Origin of the sequence: Jannaschia sp. GRR-S6-38 (assembly GCF_029853695.1) — a bacterium.
Classification (GTDB): domain Bacteria; phylum Pseudomonadota; class Alphaproteobacteria; order Rhodobacterales; family Rhodobacteraceae; genus Jannaschia; species Jannaschia ovalis.
Map to the genome: position 1 here is coordinate 2,716,356 of NZ_CP122537.1, position 19,346 is coordinate 2,735,701.

At 69.6% G+C, this 19,346-nt stretch carries 19 protein-coding genes; 9 read left to right on the forward strand and 10 right to left on the reverse strand.

Going from position 1 to position 19,346, the window contains the following annotated elements:
• Window positions 1-464 precede the first annotated feature (464 nt).
• Window positions 465-1,043: a helix-turn-helix transcriptional regulator gene (locus P8627_RS14040; protein WP_279964833.1), complete on the forward strand. Its 579-nt coding sequence runs from the start codon at window positions 465-467 to the stop codon at window positions 1,041-1,043.
• Between the two features lie 48 nt (window positions 1,044-1,091).
• Here P8627_RS14040 and P8627_RS14045 read toward each other — a convergent pair whose 3' ends face one another.
• The 3 genes from P8627_RS14045 to argE form a co-directional block, all read right to left on the reverse strand.
• Window positions 1,092-2,252, reverse strand: a complete 1,161-nt coding sequence (locus P8627_RS14045; RefSeq protein ID WP_279964834.1) for a M20 aminoacylase family protein — start codon at window positions 2,250-2,252, stop codon at window positions 1,092-1,094.
• Window positions 2,253-2,307: 55 nt separating this feature from the next.
• Entirely contained in the window at window positions 2,308-3,234 is a 927-nt protein-coding gene (locus tag P8627_RS14050) for a mechanosensitive ion channel family protein (RefSeq protein WP_279964835.1), read from the reverse strand.
• Between the two features lie 130 nt (window positions 3,235-3,364).
• Entirely contained in the window at window positions 3,365-4,531 is a 1,167-nt protein-coding gene (gene argE, locus P8627_RS14055) for an acetylornithine deacetylase (RefSeq protein WP_279964837.1), read from the reverse strand.
• Between the two features lie 195 nt (window positions 4,532-4,726).
• Between argE and P8627_RS14060 the strand changes: the two genes are divergently transcribed.
• From P8627_RS14060 to P8627_RS14080, 5 genes are all read left to right on the forward strand, one after another.
• On the forward strand, window positions 4,727-5,761 hold the full coding sequence (locus P8627_RS14060; protein ID WP_279964838.1) for an ABC transporter ATP-binding protein: 1,035 nt from the start codon (window positions 4,727-4,729) through the stop codon (window positions 5,759-5,761).
• Window positions 5,758-6,771 carry an ABC transporter ATP-binding protein gene (locus tag P8627_RS14065; protein ID WP_279964839.1) on the forward strand — a complete coding sequence of 338 codons (1,014 nt, stop codon included), beginning with the start codon at window positions 5,758-5,760 and terminating at the stop codon, window positions 6,769-6,771. Before P8627_RS14060 ends, P8627_RS14065 begins: the two co-directional genes overlap by 4 nt.
• Window positions 6,772-6,862: 91 nt before the next feature.
• Window positions 6,863-8,578, forward strand: coding sequence for a peptide ABC transporter substrate-binding protein (locus tag P8627_RS14070; RefSeq protein ID WP_279964840.1), 1,716 nt, complete (start codon window positions 6,863-6,865; stop codon window positions 8,576-8,578).
• Window positions 8,579-8,681: 103 nt separating this feature from the next.
• The gene (locus tag P8627_RS14075; RefSeq protein ID WP_279964841.1) at window positions 8,682-9,689 is read left to right on the forward strand and encodes an ABC transporter permease; all 1,008 of its coding nucleotides are present in this window, start codon (window positions 8,682-8,684) and stop codon (window positions 9,687-9,689) included.
• Between the two features lie 6 nt (window positions 9,690-9,695).
• Window positions 9,696-10,673, forward strand: coding sequence for an ABC transporter permease (locus tag P8627_RS14080; RefSeq protein WP_279964842.1), 978 nt, complete (start codon window positions 9,696-9,698; stop codon window positions 10,671-10,673).
• A gap of 21 nt (window positions 10,674-10,694) precedes the next feature.
• Here P8627_RS14080 and P8627_RS14085 read toward each other — a convergent pair whose 3' ends face one another.
• Both P8627_RS14085 and P8627_RS14090 read right to left on the reverse strand, forming a co-directional pair.
• Entirely contained in the window at window positions 10,695-11,516 is an 822-nt protein-coding gene (locus P8627_RS14085) for an outer membrane protein (protein WP_279964844.1), read from the reverse strand.
• A 95-nt stretch (window positions 11,517-11,611) separates the two neighbouring features.
• The gene (locus P8627_RS14090) at window positions 11,612-12,025 is read right to left on the reverse strand and encodes a hypothetical protein (protein WP_279964845.1); all 414 of its coding nucleotides are present in this window, start codon (window positions 12,023-12,025) and stop codon (window positions 11,612-11,614) included.
• On the opposite strand from P8627_RS14090, the gene P8627_RS14095 reads away from it, so the two are divergent.
• Complete coding sequence (locus P8627_RS14095; RefSeq protein WP_279964846.1) at window positions 12,005-12,463, forward strand: hypothetical protein; 459 nt, start codon at window positions 12,005-12,007, stop codon at window positions 12,461-12,463. The two genes, P8627_RS14090 and P8627_RS14095, sit on opposite strands and share 21 nt — an antisense overlap.
• A 135-nt stretch (window positions 12,464-12,598) precedes the next feature.
• Here the strand turns inward: P8627_RS14095 and nthA are convergent, their stop codons facing one another.
• The 5 genes from nthA to P8627_RS14115 all read right to left on the reverse strand — a co-directional run bounded on the left by nthA (window position 12,599) and on the right by P8627_RS14115 (window position 15,885).
• Window positions 12,599-13,243: a nitrile hydratase subunit alpha gene (gene nthA, locus P8627_RS14100; RefSeq protein WP_279964848.1), complete on the reverse strand. Its 645-nt coding sequence runs from the start codon at window positions 13,241-13,243 to the stop codon at window positions 12,599-12,601.
• A complete protein-coding gene (locus P8627_RS17025) occupies window positions 13,243-13,521 on the reverse strand; it encodes an SH3-like domain-containing protein (protein ID WP_347882277.1) in 279 nt (92 codons plus the stop codon). Before P8627_RS17025 ends, nthA begins: the two co-directional genes overlap by 1 nt.
• A 138-nt stretch (window positions 13,522-13,659) precedes the next feature.
• The gene (locus P8627_RS17030) at window positions 13,660-14,013 is read right to left on the reverse strand and encodes a ScnB-like protein (RefSeq protein ID WP_347882278.1); all 354 of its coding nucleotides are present in this window, start codon (window positions 14,011-14,013) and stop codon (window positions 13,660-13,662) included.
• Window positions 14,010-14,441 carry a TIGR01244 family sulfur transferase gene (locus tag P8627_RS14110; protein WP_279964851.1) on the reverse strand — a complete coding sequence of 144 codons (432 nt, stop codon included), beginning with the start codon at window positions 14,439-14,441 and terminating at the stop codon, window positions 14,010-14,012. Before P8627_RS14110 ends, P8627_RS17030 begins: the two co-directional genes overlap by 4 nt.
• Window positions 14,442-14,523: 82 nt before the next feature.
• Window positions 14,524-15,885 (reverse strand): TrkH family potassium uptake protein, encoded by a 1,362-nt coding sequence (locus tag P8627_RS14115; protein ID WP_279964853.1) that lies wholly within the window; start codon window positions 15,883-15,885, stop codon window positions 14,524-14,526.
• Between the two features lie 118 nt (window positions 15,886-16,003).
• On the opposite strand from P8627_RS14115, the gene P8627_RS14120 reads away from it, so the two are divergent.
• Both P8627_RS14120 and P8627_RS14125 read left to right on the forward strand, forming a co-directional pair.
• On the forward strand, window positions 16,004-17,896 hold the full coding sequence (locus tag P8627_RS14120) for an AMP-binding protein (RefSeq protein WP_279964854.1): 1,893 nt from the start codon (window positions 16,004-16,006) through the stop codon (window positions 17,894-17,896).
• Window positions 17,893-19,338 (forward strand): hybrid sensor histidine kinase/response regulator, encoded by a 1,446-nt coding sequence (locus tag P8627_RS14125; RefSeq protein WP_279964856.1) that lies wholly within the window; start codon window positions 17,893-17,895, stop codon window positions 19,336-19,338. The genes P8627_RS14120 and P8627_RS14125 overlap by 4 nt, the downstream gene beginning before the upstream one ends.
• Window positions 19,339-19,346 lie beyond the last annotated feature (8 nt).

Here is a 19,346-nt window from a genome sequence, read left to right on the forward strand (position 1 = left end):
TCAGCCAAGAGGACGAAGCGATCCCTACGAATCGCCCGTTCCAGTGCGCCTTACTCGCGACCCCCCCAGGTCACAGGAACGCCACAATCGGTGACACCGCCGTAAGGCCCGGGAAAGTCGGGTAAAACCTGACAGCCTGTCCGGTCGCTTGTCAGGAAAGGGGGGGTTCGGCCTTGTGGATAAGGCTGTTTGCCGCCTGCGGAAAAATTCCGCGCCGCGTTAAGATTTTGTTAAATGTTCTCAGCAGGTAAGGTTTTCCTTACCTAAGGGAAGTTGAAAAGCGGCCGGATTTGGGCGACGATGATCGAAGGCTTCGGAGAAGGCCTTCGACAGAACAGACGACCGTTACACTGAGGACCCTCGAGCAGTCGCGCGGAATTTGTGCGTGGTTTGCGTTTGGATTTGGCGTCGCCGATTTTGCGGCGCTGGTCTTGGAGGGGTTCGAGTTGCCAGTTTCCGGATTTATGAGTGTCCACCCCCAGAGCCGATCGAACCGGTCGGCCCTGGTCCTCACCTACATCACATCCTCGACCGAAGTGGCCGTCGATATCGGCTACGTCGCCTGCTCGCTCGGTCTGACCGTGCGCGCGGCGGCGGGCGAGGCCGCGCGTCCGCTGGCGGATCTCTGGCTCGTCGATCTCGACGGGCCCGATCCGCTGCCGGACTGGGTCGACGCGCTGCTCGACGACCCGGAGGCGCATGTGATCCTGTTGGGCTCCAAGACCGCCCTCTTCGAGGCGCGTCCGGCGGTGTGCCGCATGGTGCATCCCGGGATGGATGTCACCGGCCTGAGCGCCGCGGTGGCCGGCGTCCTCGAAGAGGTGCGGCGCAAGCCGTCGCTGAGCGAGCGCGAGCGCCAGACCATCGCGCTTTACGGCCACGGCCTGACGCTGAAGGAGATCGGCGGGCGGCTTGGGATCAGCGACAAGTCCGCGGAGACCTACAAGGCGCGCGCCTGCCGCAAGCTCGGCCTGACCGGGCGCGCGGCGATCCTGCGCTATGTGCAGGGCGGGGCGGCCGGGCGATCCACCTCGGCGACCTGAAGAGACAGGTGTGCGCGCCCCGGGTGTCCGGGGCCCGCGCGCCGGGGCTCAGGCGGCCGGCATCCGGCGTTCCACGATCTCGGCCCACCAGGAACAGCCGGCGGGGATGGCCTCGTCGGTGAAGTCGTATTCCGGGTGGTGGACCGGGGCGGTGTCGCCGTTGCCCACCAGGATATAGGCGCCGGGGCGTTCCTCCAGCATGAAGGCGAAATCCTCGCCGCCCATGACCAGCGGCGCGTCGGCGCAATCGCCCGAGACCGCGCGCGCCACCTCGGCGGCGAATTCGGTCTGCTCCTCGTGGTTCACCATGACGGGGTAGTTGCGCTGGTAGTCGACGGCGGCGGTGCCCCCGAAGGTAGTGGCGATGCCGGTCGCGATCTGGCCGATGCGCGTTTCGGCCAAGTCGCGCATCCCTGGGGACATGGTGCGGACGGTACCCTTCAGCGTCACGCGCTGGGGGATCACGTTGAAGGCCTTGGAGGAGGATTCCATCGAGGTGACGGAAACCACGATCTGGTCCACCGGGTCGGCGTTGCGCGCGGCGATGGTCTGCAGCGCGGTGATCAGGTGGGCGGCCATCACGCCCGTGTCGACCGTCTCGTGCGGCTTGGCAGCGTGGCCGCCGCGGCCCTCGAGCTCGATCTCGAACACGTCGGTGGCGGCGAAGAAGGCGCCGGGGCGGATCGCGAAGCTGCCCACGGGGCGGCCGGGCCAGTTGTGCATGCCGTAGACCTCCTGGATGTTCCAGCGGTCCATCATGCCATCGTCGCACATCTCCTTGCCGCCGCCGCCGCCTTCCTCGGCGGGCTGGAAGATCACCACGACGGTGCCGGCGAAGTTGCGCGTCTCGGTGAGGTAGCGCGCGGCGCCCAGCAGCATGGCGGTGTGGCCGTCATGGCCGCAGGCATGCATCGCGCCGGGCGTCTTCGAGGCCCATTCGGCGCCGGTCTGCTCGTGGATCGGCAGCGCGTCCATGTCGGCGCGCAGCCCGATCACCCGCTCGCTCTCCTGCTTGCCGCGGATCACGCCGACGACGCCGGTCCGGCCGATGCCCTCGACCACCTCGTCGCAGCCGAATTCGCGCAGCCTGTCGGCCACCAGTTTCGAGGTGCGGTGGGTGTCGAAGAGGATCTCGGGGTTCTCGTGCAGGTCGCGGCGCCAGGCGGCGATTTCGGGCTGAAGTTCGGCGAAGCGGTTCTTGACGGGCATGGGGGTCTCCTTCGGGGGCGCAGCCTGTCGCGCGGGGATCGGGAGGGCAAGGGGGTCACTCGGCGGCCTCTTGCCGCCGGGCGGGGGCCTCGGTTTCCAGGGATCCGCCGAGATGCAGCGTCTGCGTGGGGAAGGGGATGGCGATGCCCGCATCGGCGAAGGCGCGCTCGACGGCCAGCATCACGGCCGAGCGGGTATGCACCACCTCGGCCTGGGTCGAGGCGGTCCACCAGCGCAGGCGCACGGATTTCGCGAAATCGCCCAGGTTGGTCGAGAGCGCTTCGGGGGCGGGGTCGGCCAAGACGCCGTCGACGCCCCGCGCGGCCTGCACCGCCACGTCGATCGCCTGGCCGGTATCGGCGTCGTAATGGATGCCGAAATCGTATTCCGAGCGGCGCGTCTCGAAGGCCGTGTTGACGGTAATCGCGTCGGTATAGACCTGTGCGTTGGGGATCACGACGCGGCGGCCGTCATAGGTGCGGATCAGGGTGGCGCGCATCTCGATCTCTTCGACCGTGCCCTCGTAGCCGTTGCCGGTGACGATCTGGTCGCCGGTGCGGAAGGGCTGGCGGAAGAGGATCAGCAGGCCCGCGAAGAGGTTCTGCAGGATGTCCTTGAAGGCGAAGCCGATCGCGACCGAGCCGATGCCGAGCCCGGCCACGAGATCGCCCAGCCGCAACGAGGGCACGACGATCGTGAAGGCGATGAGCAGCCCCGCGATGGCGACCAGCCAACGCAGGATCGAGCCCAGGACCGAGCCCAGCGAGTTGCGCCCGCGGCTGGCGGCGGTGCGACTGACGGCCCAGCCGATCGTGGCGCCGGCGGCGACGAAGAGCAGCGCGACCACGAGGGCCACGGCGAGATTGGGCAGCAGGCGGAAGAAGCCTTCGAGCCAGCTGTCGAGCTTGGCGAAGATCAGGGAGGTGTCGGCGGTGACCTGATCGAAGCCGGTGGCGCCCTGCGGGTCGGTGTCCTGTTCCATGCGCGTCTCGCCCTGGTTGTGCGCGGAGGGAACGGGCGGGGCGGGCCGGGGGTTCCGCACTGCTCCGGGAGCCGCGCCTGTGACCTGGCAGGGGAAGGGGGCGCCGCCCATCGCCCGCGGGCGGTGCGGGTCAGGCGGCGAGCGTGTCCACGACCTTGCGCAGCAGCGCCTCGCCCGCCTCGAACTGGGCCTTGGCGATCCATTCGTCGGGCTGGTGCGCCTGGGCGATGTCGCCCGGGCCGCAGACCACGGCGGAATAGCCGCGATCCTGAAACTGGCCGGCCTCGGTGCCGTAGGTGACGACATGGGTGCCGTTATCGCCGGTCAGGCGGCGGATCAGCGCCTCGGCGCGGCCCGCGGCGCCCTCGGGGCGCAGGGCGGGCACGGCGTTGCCGCGCCGGAAGGTGACGCCGGCCTGCGTGTGGCGGGCGCGCAGCGCGGCGTCGAGATCGGCAAGGAAGGCCTCGAGCGCATCCGCGTGCCGGTCGACGCGGTCGCCCGCCGGGACGCGGAAGCCCAGCTTGAAGGTGCAGTCCTTCGCGGTGATGTTATGCGCCGTCCCGCCTTGGATCATGCCGACATGGACGGTGGTGAAGGGCGGGTCGAAGGCGGCGGAGACGGGATCGGGCGTCTCGGTCTGGATCGCCGCGTTGCGGTCGTTGACCCATCCGAGGATGCGCCCCGCCTCGTGGATGGCCGACACGCCCTCGGGGAGCTTCGAGCTGTGCACCTCGAAGCCGTGCACGTGGATGTCGTAGATCACCGAGGCGTTGTGGCCGGTGACCGGGCGCAGCATCGTCGGCTCGCCGATGATGGCGGCGCCGGCGCGGGGCAGGTGGGCGGCCATGTCGTCGATCATCGGGGGCGCGCCGATGCAGCCGACCTCCTCGTCGTAGGAAAGCGCGATCTGCAGGGGGCGTTCGAGTTTGCGGGAGAGCGCGTAGGGCACCATGGCGAGCGCCAGCGCGTCGAAGCCCTTCATGTCGCAGGTGCCGCGGCCATAGAGGCGGCCGTCCCGCTCGGTCACGGCGAAGGGCTCGAAATGCCAGTCCTGCCCGTCGACCGGCACGACGTCGGTATGGCCCGACAGGACCACGCCGCCCTCCACCTCCGGCCCGACATTGGCGTAGAGCGCGGCCTTGCGGCCGGTGGGGTCGGGGACGCGGCGCGCGGTGACGCCGAAATCGGCGAGATAACCCTCGACCCAGTCGATCAAATCGAGGTTCGAGTCGCGGCTGACGGTCGGGAAGGCGACGAGACGATCGAGGATCTGCCGGGCGGAAAGGGGCTGGGCCATGGGGCACCTCCTCTTCGCGGGATGCGTATCCGCGCGGCGAAGGTCAAGCGCCGCGCCCGATCCGAGGGCGACGCCACGGCACCCGGGGGCGGGGCCCGGCAAGCCGCTTGCGGGACTGCGATCATCTGCTACCGTGATCGGCGGCAAGCCGGGACACGCAAGATCCCGGCATCGAGACGCAACGGGGAGCGGGGGATGCCGGACGGCGCTGACCGCACGGGGCCGCAGGAGAGCGCGGCTCGAAACGTATTGGAGGTGCGCGGGCTGCGCACCGTGTTCGGGACCCGCGGCGGCGAGGTCCACGCCGTCAACTCGGTCAGTTTCGAAGTGAAGCCCGGCGAACTTTTGGGCGTCGTAGGCGAGTCCGGTTCGGGCAAGTCGGTGACGATGATGTCGCTGATCGGCCTGCTGCCCAGCCCGCCCGCCGAAGTGCGCGAAGGCGAGGTCCTGCTGGATGGAGAGGACCTGCTGAAGGTCACGCCGTCGCGGCTGCGCGAGGTGCGGGGCGGCGAGGTTGGCTTCATCTTCCAGGACCCGATGACCTCGCTCAACCCGGTCTTCACGGTGGGGTTCCAGATCGCCGAACCGCTTCGCCGGCACATGGGCATGAACCGCAAGCAGGCGCGGGCGCGGTCGATTGAGCTTCTGGAGCTGGTCGGCATCCCCGGCGCGGCCGGCCGGCTCGACGATTATCCGCACCAGTTTTCCGGCGGTATGCGCCAGCGCGTGATGATCGCCATCGCGCTGGCCTGCGACCCGAAGGTCCTGATCGCCGACGAGCCGACGACCGCGCTGGACGTCACGATCCAGGCGCAGATTCTGGAGATCGTGGAGGATCTGCGCGCCAAGCTCGGCATGGCGATCATCTGGATCACCCATGATCTGGGCGTGGTCGCGGGCATCGCCGACCGGGTACTGGTGATGTATGGTGGGCAGATCGTCGAGCAGGCGCCGGTGCATCCGCTCTTCAACGATCCGCGGCATCCCTATACCCGCGCGCTTCTCAAGACGATCCCGTCGGTGACGGGCGAGCGGGCGGCCAAGCTGCAGGTGATCGAGGGGCAGCCGCCGATCCTGGGCGCGGCGCCGACGGCCTGCCCGTTCCGCGACCGTTGCCCGCTGGCCTTCGACCGCTGTCACGTCGAGAACCCGGCGCGCGAGATCGTTGGCCCCGAGCATGACGCGGCCTGTTTCCACCCGCTGGCCAAGACCGGGAAGGACGCCGCATGAAGCCGCTCGTCGAGGTGCGCGACCTGAAGATGCATTTCCCGATCTATGCGGGGCTCCTGCGGCGCCAGGTCGGTGCGGTGAAGGCGGTGGACGGGGTCAGCTTCTCGATCCTGGAAGGCGAGACGCTGGGGCTGGTGGGCGAGTCGGGCTGCGGCAAGTCTACCTGCGGACGCGCCGTGCTGCGGCTCTACGACATCACCGATGGCGAGATCGTCATCGACGGGCGGGCCATCGGGTCCGAGGACCAGATGTCGCTGCGCCGCATCCGTCCGACGATGCAGATGGTGTTCCAGGACCCGCAGGCCTCGCTCAACCCGCGGATGACCGTGGGCTCGATCATCGGCGAGCCGCTGGACGAGCATTCGGGCATGTCGCGGGCCGACAAGCAGGCCCGGGTCGAGGTGCTGATGGACCAGGTCGGGCTGAACCGGGCCTTCATCAACCGCTACCCGCACGAATTCTCGGGCGGACAGCGCCAGCGGATCGGGATCGCCCGCGCGCTGGCGCTCAAGCCCAAATTCATCGTCTGCGACGAGCCCATCGCGGCGCTCGACGTCTCGATCCAGGCGCAGGTGGTGAACCTGCTGGAGGAGCTGCAGGACGAGCTGGGGCTGACCTATCTCTTCATCAGCCACGACCTGTCGATGGTGCGCCACATCGCCGACCGCGTGGCGGTGATGTATCTGGGCAAGGTGGTGGAACTGGCGCCGCGCGACCCGCTCTACGAGGCGCCGCTGCATCCCTATACGCAGGCGCTCCTGTCGGCGGTGCCCGAGCCGGACCCCGCCCAGGCGGGCCGCAAGCGCGAGCGGATCGTGTTGCAGGGCGACGTGCCCAGCCCCGCGAACCCGCCCGAGGGCTGCAATTTCCGCACCCGCTGCCCGCGCGCGACCGATTTGTGCCGCCGTATCGACCCCGCATTCCGGGAAGTGACGCCAGGCCATTGGGCCGCCTGCCACCTGCACGATCCGGAGCTGGCCGACCAGATGGCCGCGGAGGGTGCCGCATGAGATTCCGATCTTCGCACGAGGATCGGCGACCGACGCGCCGCAAGAGCGCGCGGGACACGAGGACGACGAGCATCCAACAAGGAGAGACCCCATGAACACGAAGTCAGCCCTGCTCTGCGCGGCCGCGAGCTTCGCCCTTGCGCCGATGGCCCTGGCCGACGCCCATGAGGGCGAGCGCGGGCGCGACGGCCAGGTGAACATCATCTACTGGCAGGCCCCGTCCACGCTGAACCCGTTCCTGTCGGGCGGCACCAAGGATGTCGAGGCCGCCTCGCTGGTCGTCGAGCCGCTGGCGCGCTTCGACGAGACCGGCACGATCCAGCCCTGGCTGGCGGAGGAGATCCCCACCGTCGAGAACGGGGGCATCACCGAGGACCTGAAGCAGATCACCTGGAAGATCACGCCCGGCCTCGTCTGGTCGGACGGCACGCCCTTCACCTCGGCGGATGTGAAATTCACCTATGAGTACTGCACCAATCCCGAGGGCGGCTGCGCGCAGATCACCAAGTTCGAGGGCATCGAGAGCGTCGAGACGCCCGACGACCTGACCGTGGTGGTCACCTTCGCCGAGCCGAACCCCTATCCCTACACGGCCTTCGTGGGCGGCGAGAGCCCGATCCTGCAGGCGGCGCAATTCGCCGATTGCGTGGGCGCCGCGGCCTCGACCTGCACCGATCAGAACTTCAACCCGATCGGCACCGGGCCCTTCGTCGTGGACGAGTTCCGCACCAATGACGTGATCTCGTTCTCGGCCAACCCGAACTACCGCGAGGCGGGCAAGCCGGCCTTCGCGAGCGTCAACTTCAAGGGCGGCGGCGACGCCGAGGCCGCGGGCCGCGCGGTGATGCAGACGGGCGAGTTCGACTATGCCTGGAACCTGCAGCTGGCGCCCGAGGTGATCGCGCAGATGGAGTCGGGCGGGCTGGGCACGCCGGTCGCGGGCTTCGGCCCGCTGGTCGAGCGCATCATGCTCAACAACACCAACCCCGACCCGGCGCTGCCCCCCGAGGAGCGTTCGGTCGTCAGGCCGCACCCGTTCCTGGGCGACCCGGCGGTCTACAACGCGATGTCCATGGCGATCGACCGGCCGCTCCTGGTCGAGATCGGCTATGGCCAGGCCGGCCGCGTGACCTGCAACTGGGTGCCGGCGCCGGAAGCCTTCTCGTCGACCTCGATGACCTGCGACACGCAGGACCTGGAGGGCGCCAAGGCCATGCTCGAGGAGGCCGGCTGGGTCGACTCGAACGGTGACGGCGTGCGCGAGAAGGACGGCGTGGAGCTGCGCGTCCTCTATCAGACCTCGACCAACGCCGTCCGCCAGGACTTCCAGGCGCTGATCAAGGAATGGTGGGAGGAGATCGGCTTCGCGGTCGAGCTGCGCAACATCAACGCCAGCGTGTTCTTCGGCGGGGATGCGGGGTCGCCCGACACCTTCCAGAAGTTCTATGCCGACGTCGAGATGTACGCCAACACCTTCAACGGCACCGACCCGCAGGCCTATCTGGGCAACGGGCTGTGCGACAAGGCGCCGACCCCGGCCACGCAGTGGCAGGGCGAGAACATCTCGCGCTTCTGCATGGAGGAGTACGACGCGCTCTGGAACGAACTGGCGCAGACCGCCGACCTGTCGGAGCGCCAGCGCATCGGCAAGGAGCTCAACGACATGATCGTCCAGAACGGCGGGATGATCCCGCTGGTGCATCGCGGCCGCCTCTCGGCCCATGCCAACGACCTGGGCGGCATCAAGCTGAACGTCTGGGACAGCGAGCTGTGGAACATCGCCGACTGGTACCGCACCGGCAACTGATGCCCCTCCGGGCGGGGTGATCCCCGCCCGGCCGAAAACCGGGTCCGGCGGCATGCCCCGCCGGTCCCCCCCACCCCCGATGCCCTGAGCCGAGACGCCGCGCATGCTGACCTTCACGATCAGACGATTGCTCTTCGCGATCCCGACGCTTCTGTTCATCGCATTGATGATCTTCCTCCTGCTCGAGCTGGCCCCTGGCGACCCGATGGCGAACGTGCCGCTGACGGTGCCGTCGGAGGTCAAGGAGCAGATGCGCCAGGCGCTGGGCCTGGGCGAGCCGGCCCCGATCCGGTTCTGGAAATGGATCGTCCAGTTCTTCTGGATCGAGCCGCTCAACGTCGTGGACGCGATGTTCGGCACGGGCTTCGCCGAGGGCCAGCTGCGCATCATCAGCTGGCAGAACCGCGCCCCCGTCTTCGCCACCATCGCCGAGCGCATCCCGCAGACGCTCTGGGTCGTGGGCACCGCCTACCTGGTGGCCATTGCCATCGCGATCCCGGTGGGGATCTACTCGGCCTACCGGCAATACAGCTTCTTCGACCAGGCCGGCACCTTCGTGACGATGGTGGGCTTCTCCGTCCCGCCCTTCTTCTCGGGCGTGCTGGTCATCATCATCTTTGCGGTACAGCTGCGCTGGTTCCCGTCGATCTACGACACCACGCTGGTGGTCGACAGCTGGGCGGCGCTGAAGCAGCAGATCTGGCAGATGTTCCTGCCGGTGATGATCCTGGCGCTGCAGATCACCTCGCAGCTGAGCCGCTTCATGCGCGCCTCGATGCTGGACAATCTCGGGCAGGATTACGTGCGCACGGCGCGCGCCAAAGGCCTGCGCGAGCGGACGGTGGTGCTGGTCCACGTGCTGCGCAACTCGATGATCCCGGTGGTGACGGTGATCGCGCTAGGCATCCCGCAGGTCTTTGGCGGCGCGATCATCACCGAGCAGGTCTTCAAGGTGAACGGCATCGGCCAGCTTCTGATCACCGCGCTGCAGGCCAACGACCTGCCGATGGTGCAGACGCTCACCTTCATCTTCGCCGTGCTGATCGTCCTCTTCAACCTGATCGCGGATGTGCTCTACGGCATTCTCGATCCGCGCATCCGCTATGATTGAGGCCCCATGACCGACGCCCGCGATCCCGTCACCGCCTCCGGCCAGGAGGCCGCCGTCACCGCCGCCTCGGCCGCGCTGCCCGCCGCCGCGCCCGTGCTGTCCAAGCCCGCGCGCAGCCAGTGGTGGGACGTTTGGGAGCAGTTCCGCACCCATAAGGGTGCGCTGTTCGGGGCGGGCATCTTCATCGCCATCGTCGCGCTGGTGCTGCTCGGCCCCTATCTGTGGGACGTCGATCCGACCAAGACCAATATCCGCGAACGCAACCAGGGCCCCGGCTGGGGCCATCCCTTCGGCACCGACCAGCTGGGCCGGGACATCTTCGCGCGGATGATCGCGGGCGGGCAGGTGTCGCTGGCCGTGGGCATGACGGCGATGGCGCTTTCGCTGCTGCTGGGGACGCTGGTGGGGGTTCTGGCGGGCTATTTCCGGCGGCTCGACGGCGTGCTGATGCGGCTGACGGACCTGTTCCTGGCGCTGCCGCTTCTGCCGCTTCTGCTCGTGATGGTGCTTTTGTTCCGCGAGCCGCTGACCGCGGCCTTCGGGGTGGAGACGGGGATCTTCATCCTGATCGTCTCGGCCATCGGGATCACCTCCTGGATGCAGACCGCGCGGATCGTGCGCGGCGACGTTCTGGCGCTGAAGGAGCGCGAATTCGTGCTGGCCGCGCGCTCGATCGGGACGCCCTCGCGGCGGATCATCACCCGCCACGTGCTGCCCAACGTGCTGAGCCCGATCATGGTCTCGGCCACGCTGGGCATCGCCACCGCGATCATCACCGAGAGCGCGCTGAGCTTCCTGGGCCTGGGCTTTCCGCCCGATTTCCCGACCTGGGGCCGGCTTCTGAACGACGGCGTGCCATATCTGCAGCAATACCCCGAGCGGGTCTTCTGGCCCGGCCTGGCGATCAGCCTGGTGGTGCTGTCGATCAACTACGTGGGCGACGGCCTGCGCGACGCGCTGGACCCGCGCATCCGCGGACGCTGAACGCGCGGGGTCCGAGCCGGCTCAGAGCCTCTGCAACGGGATCCGGATGCCGATCGACAGGACGTCGTCCTCGACGTCGAAATTCAGACCCTCCCGCGGCTCGCTCGCTCCGAAATCGATCGGCTGCGTTCCGCCGGAGACCGACCCGAAGTCGAAATGGCGATAGGACATGTCGAGGAAGATGGGCCGCTGGCCCGGCTTGCTGATCCGCGCCGCCAGACCGAAGCCCACGTGAAACGCGAGATCGGTTTCCGAGGCGCCGGCGAAGGTCCGGATCGGCTGGGCGGAGGCGGGGTTGCTCCGCCGCCAATTGTCCATCTTGTTGCGCGTGACGCCGAGGCCCGCGGTGACATAGGGCTGCACCCGGCGATCCCGGCCCTGGGCCTGGAACGGGGAATAGTAGACGCTGGCCATGACTGCACGCGACGTGACGCGCGCCCTGTCGATATCGGCATGGGGGCCGGGGGTCGGGGGGGCGGTCGAGACCCAGGGGCCCGATGCGTCCCGCGACCCGAGGACGAACAGACCCACATCCCCGCGCCAGCCGTTCTGCCAATCGTACCCGACGGCGACCGAGGCGAAGCCCCCGGTATCGTCGCCGAGATCGAAGAAGATGCGCGGGTCCGCCGCGCCGGGCGGCAGGAAGGTCGCATCGTCGAACGAGGATCGGGTCACGCCGATCTCGGCCCGGATATAGGGGCCGAAGGAGACGGGTTCGGCGCTGACGCCGAACAGGCTGCCGCCCTCGCCGCTTCCGCTCGATTGGGCGGTCGCCGCGGCGGGTGTCAGCAGGAGCGTCGCAAGCAGCTCCGCGGAGATCGTGGATTTGCGCATGGGGGTCATGTCCCTTGTCTTCCGAATTTCTGTCGTTTTTCGCTGACGGCGCCCCCGGTCGAGACCCGGGGGGCGCCGTTCGTCTGCAAGGCAGGGCCGCTCTGTCAGCCTTGGCCGGTGAGGACCGCGATCCGGACGGCTTCCGCGCTGACGGCCAGGGACGCGATCTGCGCGTCGGTGAGCGGGCGCTCCAGGATGATCGACAGCGCCCTGACGGTGTCCTCGCTGATCGGCACGGTCTTGTCCGAGGCCACCCCGAGAAAGACCGCCATCAGCGTCTCGTTCGGCGTGTTGACCTGGGGAAGGGTGTTCAGCACGGAACTGCCGTCCATCGCGTCCTTCAGGAGCGCGAGGTTCTGCAACGGCGAGTCGATGATGGTGAGATTGTCCCAATCGTTGGCCAGCGCGTCGAGCATCTCGTTGAGGCTGAGATCGTAGAAAGCCGCATATTCGGCGGTGAAGCTCGACAGCGCCTCTGCATAGGCGCGATCCAGGACGTGACCGGGAGACCGGGCCACGTTCAGGCGGCCGAGTTCGACCTCGGGGATGCCTTCCTGCGCCCATGGCGGCCGGACGCCGCCGCTGCCGGCCTCGGACGGGCCGCCGGCCTGGGGGCCCTTGCTGTCCGAGTCCTCGCCCGGGCCGCCCTGTCCGGATCCCTGGCCGCCCTGGTTGCCTTGGCCGGCCTGCTGCCCCTGGCTGCCCTGGCCCTGACCGCCCTGGTTGCCCTGGGCGCTGCCCGGCCCGCCGCCGTGATCACCGTCGTCGTGCTCCTCTTCCGAGCTGCCGCTGGAATGGCCCCCGCCGCCCTGACCTCCCTAGCCGCCTTGGCCGCCTTGACCGCCCTGCTGCGCATGGGCGACGCCGACCAACTGAAGGTCGGCGGGAAGGTTGGGTGCCGACGAAATCGCCGCCGCAAGGGCGAGGGTGGAGCACCCGAGAATGGTGGATTTTAGGGATGTGCCGAATGTCATTCGATCCTCCTGGTTAAATGTTCCAGAAGGTCTAGCGAGGAAACACATTCAAGTTTTGATATGCGTCAATCCTCGCGAATATACTTCGCGGCGCGCGGCTTCCCGCTGTGCCGCGCCTCACCGGGGTGGGCGGGCGAGCCCGGTGCCGATCATCGAGTCGCGGGTGACGAGGGCCGCGAGCGCGGCCTCGTCCAGCCCTTCGCTCCCTTCGGGGCGGCGGGGGATCACGACGTAGCGCATGTCGGCGGTCGAGTCGTGGACGCGGAGCTCCGTGCCCTCGGGCAGGAGCACGCCGAATTCGCGCAGCACGGCGCGCGGCTCGCGCACGGTGCGCGAGCGGTATTCGCGGCTCTTGTACCAATCGGGCGGCAGGCCGAGCAGGTTCCGCGGGTAGCAGGAGCAGAGCGTGCAGACGACGACGTTGTGGAGCCTGTCGGTGTTCTCCAGCGCGATGAGGCGGAGGGGCCCGATCTCGAGCCCCATCTCGGCGCAGGCGGCGGGCGCGTCGTCGAGCAGCCGCCGCCGGAAGGCCGGGTCGGTCCAGGCGCGCGCGACCAGCCGGGCGCCGTCGGCGGGCGAGCGGGCATCCATCGCGTCGACCTGCGCGGCGATCTCGGCGGCGGTGACCACGCCCTTCTCGATCATCAGCTCGCGCGCGGCGATCTCGAGCGCCTGCCAATAGGTCAGGGGCCCGTCCTGGTCGGGGCGGTAGGGGTGGCCCGAGGGGCTGAGGGGGTCATGGTCGTGATGGTCGTGGGGCATCAGGCGGGCTCCAGCCAATGGGCGTAGATCTCGGCTTCCAGCGTGTCCTCGGGGCGGTCGGCGGCGTCGAACAGGTCGCCGAGGCGGAAGCGGACGCGGTAGAGGTGTTGCGGCTCGGCGGGTTGGCCGTAGGCCAGCTGCTCGGGGTTCGGGAAGGGGCCCAGCACGCGCGCCACCTCGCCCGCGCGACCGCGCAGGTAGCGGGGCGTGCGTACATGGCCGGGCGGGGTCCAGGCGCGGACGCTGACGCGGGTACCGGGGGCGAGGGGGGTGGTCACGGACGGGGCCCGATGTGCTGAGTTGACAGCCGACGAGGCACGGAACGAGGGCCGTAGGCGCGCCGTGCCAGCGCTGGTCCCCGACCCGGCGCTGGCCCGGCGTCCCGCGCCGACGCGGGGCCGCGGTATCGTAGCGCCTCAACCACCGCCCGCATCCACCGCCGCGCCGTAGCTGTCGCCCCGTGCCTGCACCTCGGCCAGCTTCGCGGCCAGCTCGGCCACAGAGTAGACGCCCTGTTCCAGCAGGTTCTGGTTGAGCGCGGCGACCCAGCGTTCGTAGTAGCTCATGGTCTCGAAGGCCTCCTCGCCCATGTCTTCGAGCACCCGGCGCAGGCCGTCGACGGTGAAGACGCCCTTGAGGCCGGCGAGGATGACCAGCGCGTCGACGCGCTTTTCCCACAGGGCGAAATCATGCTCGGCACCCGGCACCGGGCCTGCAAGCTGGCCGCCCATGTCGTGCCAGCGGCGGGCCGGATCGCGCGGCGCGCTCATGCCTGCCGCGCCGCCAGCGCGTCGAGCTGGCTGCGCAGCCCGCCCAGCGGGAAGCCCGCGGCCTCGGTCGCGGCGAGGATCTGCTCGGGCGGCATCCGGCCGGCCATGGCCAGCGCCCAGAGCACCGCCGACCGCGTGCCCGAGGCGCAATAGGCGACGACCTTGCCGCCTGCCCCGTCGATGGCGTCGGCCTGCTCCTCGACCGCGTCGAGGGTCAGGTTCGGCATGGCGACGGGGTTGAAGGTGAAGGCGAGCCCCGCCGCCTCGGCGGCCGTCTGCATCGCGGCGGCCTGGTGGCTGGGCGGCACCTCGGCATCGGGGCGGTTGCAGATCACGGCGGTGACGCCCTCGGCGGCGAGCGCCGCCATCTCCTCGGGCTCCAGCTGGGGGGCGACGAAGGTGGTGTCGTCGAGCGGGCGGAGATCCATGGGCGGCGGTCCTCGGGCTGGGGCGGGTGAGCCCGACCATGCCCAGCGGGCCGGGCGAGGTAAAGGGAGGCCCTGCCGCGGATCAGAGCACGAGGTCGTTGTCGGCCTCCTCGTCGCGGCTTTCGTCATGGCTGGCCAGCGCCATCCCGAAGGTCAGGATGCCGACGCGGCCGGCGGTCATCAGCACGATCACGATGAGCTTGCCCAGCTCGCTCAGCTCGCCCGTGATGCCCATGCTCAGGCCCACAGTGCCCATCGCCGAGACCACCTCGAAGAGGACGCGGTCGAAGGGCTGGGCGGGATCGGTCAGCAGGAGCAGGAACCCCGCCACCAGCAGCAGCCCCGCGTAGAAGGCCAGCGAGGCGGTGGCGGTCTGTAGGCGTTCGGGCGGGATCTCGCGCTTGAAGAAGCGCACCCGTTCGCGCCCCTTCAGGGTCGAGCGCACCAGCCCGAGCAGCGCGGCGAAGCTGGTGGTCTTGAGGCCGCCGCCGGTGCCCGCGGGCGAGGCGCCGACGATCATCAGGAAGAACAGCACCAGGATGATCGCGGGCGCGAGCGACCCGATCGGCGTGGTGTTGAACCCCACCGTGGTCGAGGCGGTCATGACCTGGAAGAAGGCGGCCAGCAGCCGCTCGGAGGGCGGCAGCGCCTGGTAGCCCGGCTCGGCCACGAAGAGGATCGCGGTGCCGATCACGAGGAAGCTGAGCGTGATCCGCCAGATCACCTTGGAGGTGAAGCCGAGATAGCGGCCGCGCCCGGTCAGCGTGCGCCAGAAATCCACCACGATGAGAAAGCCCATCGCGCCCAGGATCGACAGCGCCGAGATCACCAGCGTCACGCCGGCATGGTCGGCATAGCCCTCAAAACTGTTGGAATTGAGCGAGAAGCCCGCCGTGGCGAAGGCCGAGACGGAATGGAACACCGCGGACCAGAGCGCGTCGTCCTGCCCGGCCGCCGAGAACATCGCATAGAGCGCCGCGGCCCCCGCCACCTCGACCAGCAGGGTGAAGATCACGACCGATTTCAGAAACTGGCGGGGGTCGATGCTGTCGGGCAGGTTGAACGCCTTGCGCGTCGTCTCGGTCCGCAGCCGGTCGAAGCGGTCGGCGAGATGCAGCGACACGAAGGAGCCGATGGTCATGTAGCCGAGCGCCCCCATCTGGATGAGGACCAGGATGACGAGCTCGCCGAAGAAGGTGAAACTGGTGCCCGGGTCGACGGTCACGAGCCCGGTGGTCGACACCGCCGAGGTCGCGATGAAGAGCGCGTCGAGCACGCCCACCGGCACGGCCTGCGCGAAGGGCAGGCAGAGCAGGACCCAGCCCAGCACCATGTAGCTGAGATAACCCATCAGAAGCAACTTCGGGGGCGAGCTGCGGCCCAGGACGGCGCGCCACCGGGCCCAAGCCTTCAGGCCGGTGCGGGGCAGGATCGGATCGGACATCGAAACCCCGTCGCTGTTGGGCCTGGATCAACCTCCGATTGCCGCGGCGGGTTCCCTGTCTCTTGCAACGATCGACGCGCCGCCGCTAGGGATTGGCGGACGAACCGGGAGGGGCGAGATGGGCTGGAAAGCGGAATGGGAGCGGGCGAAAGCCGATCCGGAGGGATTCTGGATGGAGAAGGCGGAAGCCATCGACTGGCACCGCGCGCCGAGCGTCGCGCTGAAGGACCGTGGCGGGCCCGTGCCGGAATGGTTCTCGGACGGGATGGTGAACACCTGCCACAACGCCGCCGACCGCCATGTCGCGGCCGGGCATGGCGACCGGGTCGCGCTGATCCATGACAGCCCCGTCACCGACAGCGTCACCCGCATCACCTACGGCGAGCTGCAGGACCTGACCGCGCGGCTGGCCGGCGCGCTGGCGGCGCGGGGCGTGACCAAGGGCGACCGGGTCGTGATCTACATGCCGATGGTGCCCGAGGCGGTGGTGGCCATGCTGGCCTGCACGCGCATCGGCGCGATCCATTCGGTCGTCTTCGGCGGCTTCGCGGCCAACGAGCTGGCCGTGCGCATCGACGACGCCCAGCCCAAGGCGGTGATCGCGGGCTCCTGCGGGATCGAGCCGGGGCGGGTGGTGGCCTACAAGCCGCTGCTCGACGCCGCGCTGGAGAAGGCGTCGCACAAGCCCGAGTTCGCGATCATCTTCCAGCGCGCGCAGGCGCGGGCCGAGATGGGCCCGCGGGACGTCGACTGGGCCGAGGCGCTGGCCGGGGCCGCGCCCGCGGAATGCGTGCCGGTGGCGGGCGATCACCCGGCCTACATCCTCTACACCTCCGGGACGACGGGGGCGCCGAAGGGCGTGGTGCGGCCCACGGGCGGGCACCTGGTCGCGCTCGACTGGACGATGGAGAACATCTACGACACGAAGCCCGGCGAGGTGTTCTGGGCGGCCTCGGATGTGGGCTGGGTCGTTGGTCACAGCTATATCGCCTATGCGCCGCTGATCCACGGCTGCACGAGCGTGGTGTTCGAGGGCAAGCCCGTGGGCACGCCCGACGCTTCGACCTTCTGGCGGGTGATGGCCGATCACAAGGTGGCCAATTTCTTCACCGCGCCCACGGCTTTCCGCGCGGTCAAGCGCGACGACCCGGAGGGCAAGCTCATGGCGGGGCACGACCTGTCGGGGCTGCGCAACATCTTCCTCGCCGGCGAGCGGGCCGATCCCGACACGATCGAATGGATCAAGGCGCGCACCGGCAAGTCGGTCATCGACCATTGGTGGCAGACCGAGACCGGCTGGGCCATCGCCGCCAACCCGGTGGGGCTGGAGCGGTTGCCGGTGAAGATCGGCTCGCCCTCCGTGCCGATGCCGGGCTGGGACGTGCGCGTTCTGGACGATGCGGGCCACGAGGTGGCGCCGGACACGCTGGGCGCGATCGCGGTCAAGCTGCCGCTGCCGCCGGGGACGCTGCCGACGCTCTGGCACGCGGAGGCGCGGTTCCGCAAAAGCTATCTCGAGACCTTCCCGGGCTTCTACGAGACCGGGGATGCCGGGATGATCGACGCGGACGGCTACCTGTGGATCATGGCGCGCACCGACGACGTCATCAACGTCGCGGGCCACCGCCTGTCCACCGGCGCGATGGAGGAGGTCCTGGCGGGCCATCCCGACGTGGCCGAATGCGCCGTGATCGGCGTCGCGGATCCGCTGAAGGGGCAATTGCCGCTGGGCTTCGTCTGCCTGACCAAGGGGGTGGACCGTCCGCATGACGAGATCGCGCGCGAATGCGTCGGGCTCGTGCGCGAGAAGATCGGCCCGGTCGCGGCCTTCAAGCTGGCCGTGGTCGTCGACCGGCTGCCGAAGACCCGCTCGGGCAAGATTCTGCGGGCGACGATGGCCAAAATCGCCGATGGCGAGACGGTCAAGACGCCGGCCACGATCGACGATCCGGCCATCCTGGGCGAGATCGCGGATGCGCTGCGCCCGATGGGCTACGCTGGCGGGTCATGACGCGGGACCCCGACAGCCGGGATCTGCTGGCCCATGACATCCGGGCCGCGATGTCGGACGTGATCGGGGGCTTAAGGCTGATCGAGGGGACGCCGCTGCCGGAGGCGGTGCGGGGCCAGCTGGACCGTATACAGTCGGCCTCGGAATTGCTGGCGCGGCTGGTCGAGACGCTCCTGACCGGCGGGCCGGAGGACGCGGCGGCGAGCCTCGGCAACCTGAACCTGCCGCGCTTTCTGGACGCCGAGCTGCGGCGCTGGCACGGGGCGGCCGCGCCGATGGGCACGCGCGTGCGGCTCGACCGCTCCGAGGACCTGCCGCAGGTGGTGCGGCTAAACGGGCTGCACCTGCGCCGGGTGGTGGCCAATCTGATGGGCAACGCGCTGCGCCACGCGCCCGGCGGGACGATTACCCTGGGCGCCGGGATTGATGGCGACGGGCAGCTGTCGATCCGCGTGACCGACGCGGGGCCGGGCTTTCCGCAGGCCCTGCTCGACGATCCGTTCCAGGTCGATGCGGCCGCCGGGCCGGGGCGGGGGACGGGCATGGGGCTGCAGATCGCGGCCGCCCATGCCGAGGCGCTGGGCGGCCGGATCGCGCTGCGAAATCGCCCCGAGGGCGGCGCGGAGGTGGCGCTGAGCGTGCCGCGCGCGGTCTGGGAGCGGGACAGCGCCGCGGATGCCGCGCTGCCCGACCTGCGCGGCGCGCGGATCTTGGTGGCCGATGACAGCCTGACGGTGCGGACGCTGCTCGCGGGCATGATCTCGCGGCTGGGCGCGGAATGCGAGACGGCGCGGGACGGGATCGAGGCGCTGAACTGGCTGTCGCGGGAGCGCTTCGACCTCGCGTTGATCGATATCGAGATGCCGGTGCTGGGCGGGCTGGAGGTGCTGCGCTCGGAACGACTGCGGCAGGCCTGGGGGGTGGCGCCGCCGACCTCGATGGTTGCGATCACGGCCCACGGGCTGGAGGACAGCGCCGAGGCGATCCGCGAGGCGGGGGCCGATGGCACCATCCCGAAGCCGCTGCCGGGGATCGAGAGCTTCGCGCGCAGCCTCGCGCATTTCCTGAGCGCGGCGCCGGACCCGTCGAATTGGAGGCCCGAGCGCGCCGCGCCGCTCTCGGCCGTGACCCTGTCGGAGCTGATGCACGCCGCCGGCCCCGACCACGCGGCGGCGCTGCTGGCCGGGCTGCGCGCCGATCTCGAACGGGTCGAGCGTGAGCTCGGCCGGGCGCTGGCCGCGGGCCGGCGTGACGAGATCGCGGCGCAGACGCATGTCCTTCTGTCGCTGGTGGGTGCGGTCGGCGCGCTGCCCACGCAGGAAGCCGCGCGGCGGCTCAACCGCCTGGCCGATGACGGCGGGGCCGAGGCGGTGCAGATCGCGGGCAAGGTCTGCCTGGGCCGGCTCTCCGACTTGCGAGCGGAGCTCGACGCCGCGGGCTGAGCGCCGTG

Excerpts from the sequence above, each read along its gene's own strand:
- P8627_RS14050 (WP_279964835.1), bottom strand. The coding sequence starts at position 3,234 with ATGGAACAGGACACCGACCCGCAGGGCGCCACCGGCTTCGATCAGGTC.
- nthA (WP_279964848.1), bottom strand. The coding sequence starts at position 13,243 with ATGCCCCACGACCATCACGACCATGACCCCCTCAGCCCCTCGGGCCAC.
- P8627_RS17030 (WP_347882278.1), bottom strand. The coding sequence starts at position 14,013 with ATGAGCGCGCCGCGCGATCCGGCCCGCCGCTGGCACGACATGGGCGGC.
- P8627_RS14080 (WP_279964842.1), top strand. The coding sequence starts at position 9,696 with ATGACCGACGCCCGCGATCCCGTCACCGCCTCCGGCCAGGAGGCCGCC.
- P8627_RS14120 (WP_279964854.1), top strand. The coding sequence starts at position 16,004 with ATGGGCTGGAAAGCGGAATGGGAGCGGGCGAAAGCCGATCCGGAGGGA.
- P8627_RS14070 (WP_279964840.1), top strand. The coding sequence starts at position 6,863 with ATGAACACGAAGTCAGCCCTGCTCTGCGCGGCCGCGAGCTTCGCCCTT.
- P8627_RS14125 (WP_279964856.1), top strand. The coding sequence starts at position 17,893 with ATGACGCGGGACCCCGACAGCCGGGATCTGCTGGCCCATGACATCCGG.
- P8627_RS14085 (WP_279964844.1), bottom strand. The coding sequence starts at position 11,516 with ATGACCCCCATGCGCAAATCCACGATCTCCGCGGAGCTGCTTGCGACG.
- P8627_RS14115 (WP_279964853.1), bottom strand. The coding sequence starts at position 15,885 with ATGTCCGATCCGATCCTGCCCCGCACCGGCCTGAAGGCTTGGGCCCGG.
- P8627_RS14040 (WP_279964833.1), top strand. The coding sequence starts at position 465 with ATGAGTGTCCACCCCCAGAGCCGATCGAACCGGTCGGCCCTGGTCCTC.
- P8627_RS14065 (WP_279964839.1), top strand. The coding sequence starts at position 5,758 with ATGAAGCCGCTCGTCGAGGTGCGCGACCTGAAGATGCATTTCCCGATC.
- P8627_RS14110 (WP_279964851.1), bottom strand. The coding sequence starts at position 14,441 with ATGGATCTCCGCCCGCTCGACGACACCACCTTCGTCGCCCCCCAGCTG.
- P8627_RS14045 (WP_279964834.1), bottom strand. The coding sequence starts at position 2,252 with ATGCCCGTCAAGAACCGCTTCGCCGAACTTCAGCCCGAAATCGCCGCC.
- argE (WP_279964837.1), bottom strand. The coding sequence starts at position 4,531 with ATGGCCCAGCCCCTTTCCGCCCGGCAGATCCTCGATCGTCTCGTCGCC.
- P8627_RS14060 (WP_279964838.1), top strand. The coding sequence starts at position 4,727 with ATGCCGGACGGCGCTGACCGCACGGGGCCGCAGGAGAGCGCGGCTCGA.
- P8627_RS14075 (WP_279964841.1), top strand. The coding sequence starts at position 8,682 with ATGCTGACCTTCACGATCAGACGATTGCTCTTCGCGATCCCGACGCTT.